4 protein-coding genes are annotated in these 4,059 nt (G+C 58.9%); all 4 read right to left on the bottom strand.

What is annotated here, in order from left to right; translation table 11 throughout:
- Positions 1 to 123: 123 nt before the first annotated feature.
- Positions 124 to 747 carry a high frequency lysogenization protein HflD gene (hflD, locus tag AC1DRJ_RS20660; RefSeq protein WP_477803775.1) on the bottom strand — a complete coding sequence of 208 codons (624 nt, stop codon included), beginning with the start codon at positions 745 to 747 and terminating at the stop codon, positions 124 to 126.
- Positions 744 to 1,877 carry a tRNA 2-thiouridine(34) synthase MnmA gene (gene mnmA / locus AC1DRJ_RS20655; protein ID WP_477803774.1) on the bottom strand — a complete coding sequence of 378 codons (1,134 nt, stop codon included), beginning with the start codon at positions 1,875 to 1,877 and terminating at the stop codon, positions 744 to 746. Before mnmA ends, hflD begins: the two co-directional genes overlap by 4 nt.
- Before the next feature lie 59 nt (positions 1,878 to 1,936).
- The gene (locus AC1DRJ_RS20650; RefSeq protein WP_477803773.1) at positions 1,937 to 2,383 is read right to left on the bottom strand and encodes an NUDIX hydrolase; all 447 of its coding nucleotides are present in this window, start codon (positions 2,381 to 2,383) and stop codon (positions 1,937 to 1,939) included.
- Positions 2,384 to 2,596: 213 nt separating this feature from the next.
- Positions 2,597 to 4,059, bottom strand: a 1,463-nt coding sequence (locus AC1DRJ_RS20645) for an NADP-dependent isocitrate dehydrogenase (protein WP_477803772.1), incomplete at its 5' end; no start/stop codon positions are given.

Below are 4,059 nucleotides of genomic sequence, written 5' to 3'. Positions count from 1 at the left end.
GGGTGTTCTCGGACAGTCGGGCAACGAAATGGGGCGCGTATCATACATGAAAAAATCCGCCGGTCCGTCGCCAACTGACCGGCGTATTACGCGTAAAACGGAGTAAATGTTTGTCTGCGCGACTTATTCGTTACGCATCAAGGGGTAAAGCTCTTTCAGCAACTTGCGGCGGCTGATCACCAACTGCCAGCGATGGCCACCCAACTGGCGCCACAGGCGCGCCGAGCGAATACCGGCCAGCAACAGGGCGCGGATTTTCGAGGCATTGCTCGGCTGCTGCAGGTTGCRCATGTCGCCTTGGACCTGAATCCGTTGGCGCAAGGTGCTCAGGGTGTCCTGATACAGCGCGCCGCACGCGGCAATCACATTTTCATGGGCCGGGCCGAAGTGCTCGACCTGGGACTGGATCTGCGGCAAGCGCTTGCCAATCACTTCCAGCATGTCGCCGCGCTTGGCGAGTTGACGCTCAAGACCCAGCATCGCCAGTGCGTAACGCAAGGGTTCGCGCTGAAGGGCGCTCGGGTCGCGTTCCAGTGCGCCGACCAGGGCGCGATAGCCTTCGCGCAGATTGAGGTCGTCACCGCCGTAGACTTCCAGCGTGTCCTTGGGGTCGCGAATCAGCAGGCTGCCGAGCATACAGGTCAGGCCGGCTTCAGAGGTCTGGCCGCTCTTGGCAATCTTGTCGACGAGGACGGCGGCGAGAAACACGCCGCCTAGCGCCGTCAGTTGCTCCTGGGTCGGGCTCATTGCTGCTGGCCTTTGCTGGTCCACGGCTCGGCAATTTTGATCACGCCGCCACCCAGACAGATTTCACCGTCGTAAAACACCACGGATTGGCCTGGGGTGACCGCGCGTTGCGGGTCATCAAAGGTTGCGCGGTAGCCGGTGGCGGTTTTTTCCAGCGTGCACGGCTGGTCGCTTTGGCGATAGCGGACCTTGGCCGTCAAATTGCGCGGCTCGGTCAAATCAATCGGGTTGACCCAATAGATGTCGGAAGCGAGCAGGGCGCGGGAGAACAGGTACGGATGGTCATTACCTTGGCCAACGATCAGTTCGTTATGTTCCAGGTCCTTGATCAGCACGTACCACGGCTCGTCACTGGCGTCTTTCAAGCCGCCGATGCCCAGGCCCTGACGCTGGCCGATAGTGTGGTACATCAAGCCGTGGTGACGGCCGATCACTTCGCCTTCGGTGGTCTTGATCTCGCCGGGTTGCGCGGGCAGGTACTGCTTGAGGAAGTCGCTGAAGCGGCGTTCGCCAATAAAGCAGATGCCGGTGGAGTCTTTTTTCTTCGCCGTTGCCAGCTCGTATTTCTCGGCAATCGCGCGCACTTCGGGCTTTTCGAGTTCGCCGACCGGGAACAGGGTCTTGGCGATCTGTTCGCCGCCAACGGCGTGCAGGAAGTAGCTCTGGTCTTTGTTAGCGTCCAGGCCCTTGAGCAATTCGGTACGACCGTCGATATCGCGGCGACGCACATAGTGGCCGGTGGCGATCAGGTCGGCACCCAGCATCATGGCGTAGTCGAGGAACGCCTTGAACTTGATCTCGCGGTTGCACAGGATGTCAGGGTTCGGCGTGCGCCCGGCCTTGTATTCGGCCAAGAAATGCTCGAACACGTTGTCCCAGTACTCCGCGGCGAAGTTGGCGGTGTGCAGCTTGATACCAATTTTGTCGCACACGGCCTGAGCATCCGCCAGGTCGTCCATGGCGGTGCAGTATTCCGTTCCATCGTCTTCTTCCCAGTTCTTCATGAACAGGCCTTCCACCTCGTAACCCTGCTCGATCAGCAGGAGGGCGGAAACGGAAGAGTCCACGCCGCCGGACATACCGACAATGACGCGCTTCTTTTGTGTGTCAGAAGGGGCTGGATCACGCATAGGGATTCAATGAGTGTCTTGAAAAAGGACGCGATTCTAACAGGCCGGAGCCCGCAAGGCTAAAGAGAAGGGCGGATCAATTCGAGGCCGAAGTGTTTACCGTCCAGATAATCATCGATGCAGCGGATGATCAGCTCACTGCGCCAGTTTGCGCGCTGTTCCAGTAATTCGTCACGCGTCAGCCACTTCGCGCCGACAATGCCGTCATCCAGTTGATAGTCCGGGTGGTGTTTGAGGGCTTTTGCGATGAAGCAGACCCGTTGGTAGGTCACGCCGTTGCTCGGGGCGGTGTAAAGGTAAATGCCGACGATGCCGGTGGCTTGGACGTCCCAACCGGTTTCTTCGAGGGTTTCGCGAACGGCGGCTTCGATCAGGGTTTCATTCGGGTCGAGATGGCCGGCAGGCTGGTTAAGCACCGTTCGTCCACCCTTGGATTCTTCGACCATCAGGAAACGGCCATTGTCTTCGGCGATGGTGGCGACGGTGATGTGGGGTAGCCAATCCATGAAGCTTCCTCGGTTTCTAATGTTGGAATAATGAACAGTGTGGGAGYGAGCCTGCTCGCAATGACGGTGGGTCAGTCGACATCAATGTTGAATGATATATCGCTATCGCGAGCAGGCTCGCTCCCACATTGGTCCGTATTTCACAGATGAAAAGTGTGGGGCACAAACAGAAACCCCGGCGCAGGGCCGGGGCTTCTTTGCATCCTTACAACCTTAAACCAGCGCAGCAACCGCTGCGTTGAAGGTTGGACTCGGGCGCATGGCCTTGCTGATCAGCTCGGCATCGGCGTGGTAGTAACCGCCGATGTCCACTGGCTTGCCCTGAACGGAGTTGAGCTCGGCAACGATGGTTGCTTCGTTCTCGGTCAGGGTTTTGGCCAGAGTCGTGAACTGCGCTTGCAGTGCAGTATCTTCAGTCTGGGCTGCCAGGGCTTGAGCCCAGTACAGAGCCAGGTAGAAGTGGCTGCCGCGGTTGTCGATGTTGCCGACTTTGCGCGATGGTGACTTGTTGTTGTCCAGGAACTGGCCAGTGGCCTGATCCAGGGTCTTGGCCAGAACCAGCGCCTTGGGGTTGTTGTAAGTCACACCCAGGTGCTCAAGGGAAGCGGCCAGGGCCAGGAACTCGCCCAGGGAATCCCAGCGCAGGAAGTTTTCTTCCAGCAGTTGTTGAACGTGCTTCGGTGCCGAACCGCCAGCGCCGGTTTCGAACAGGCCGCCGCCATTCATCAGCGGAACGATCGACAGCATCTTGGCGCTGGTGCCCAGTTCCATGATCGGGAACAGGTCAGTCAGKTAGTCGCGCAATACGTTGCCGGTCACCGAAATGGTGTCCTTGCCTTCGCGGGTGCGGTCCAGGGTGAACTTCATCGCGTCAACAGGCGCCATGATCTGGATGTCCAGGCCGGCAGTGTCGTGGTCCTTCAGGTAAGCCTGAACTTTCTCGATCACTACACCGTCGTGAGCGCGCATCGGGTCCAGCCAGAAAATAGCCGGGGTGCTGCTTGCACGGGCGCGGTTAACGGCCAGTTTGACCCAGTCCTGGATCGGTGCGTCTTTGGTCTGGCACATGCGGAAGATGTCGCCGGCTTCAACCGATTGCTCCAGCAGCAGGGTGCCTTTGCTGTCGGTAACGCGGACAACGCCGTTGGCCTTGATCTGGAAGGTCTTGTCGTGCGAACCGTACTCCTCGGCTTTTTTCGCCATCAGACCAACGTTTGGCACGCTGCCCATGGTGGTTGGGTCGAAAGCACCGTTTACTTTRCAGTCTTCGATGACGGCTTGGTAGATGGTCGCGTAGCAGCGATCCGGGATCACGGCCTTGGTGTCGTGCAGCTGGCCGTCAGTGCCCCACATTTTGCCGGAGTCACGGATCATTGCCGGCATCGAGGCGTCGACGATGACGTCGCTCGGCACGTGCAGGTTGGTGATGCCTTTGTCGGAGTTGACCATGGCCAGCGACGGACGTACGGCGTAGACCGCCTGAATGTCGGCTTCGATGGCTGCTTGCTGTTCTGCCGGCAGGGCTTTGATGCGAGCGTACAGGTCGCCGATGCCGTTGTTCAGGTTGAAGCCGATCTGTGCCAGCACATCAGCGTGCTTGGCCAGTGCGTCTTTATAGAACTCGGCAACGATCTGGCCGAACATGATCGGGTCGGAGACCTTCATCATGGTGGCTT

The organism is Pseudomonas sp. P5_B2 (genome assembly GCF_056400445.1).
Note: the sequence above shows the minus strand (reverse complement) of the source record. Positions and strands in the feature narration are given on the sequence as shown.

Excerpts from the sequence above, each read along its gene's own strand:
- AC1DRJ_RS20650 (WP_477803773.1), bottom strand. The coding sequence starts at position 2,383 with ATGGATTGGCTACCCCACATCACCGTCGCCACCATCGCCGAAGACAAT.
- mnmA (WP_477803774.1), bottom strand. The coding sequence starts at position 1,877 with ATGCGTGATCCAGCCCCTTCTGACACACAAAAGAAGCGCGTCATTGTC.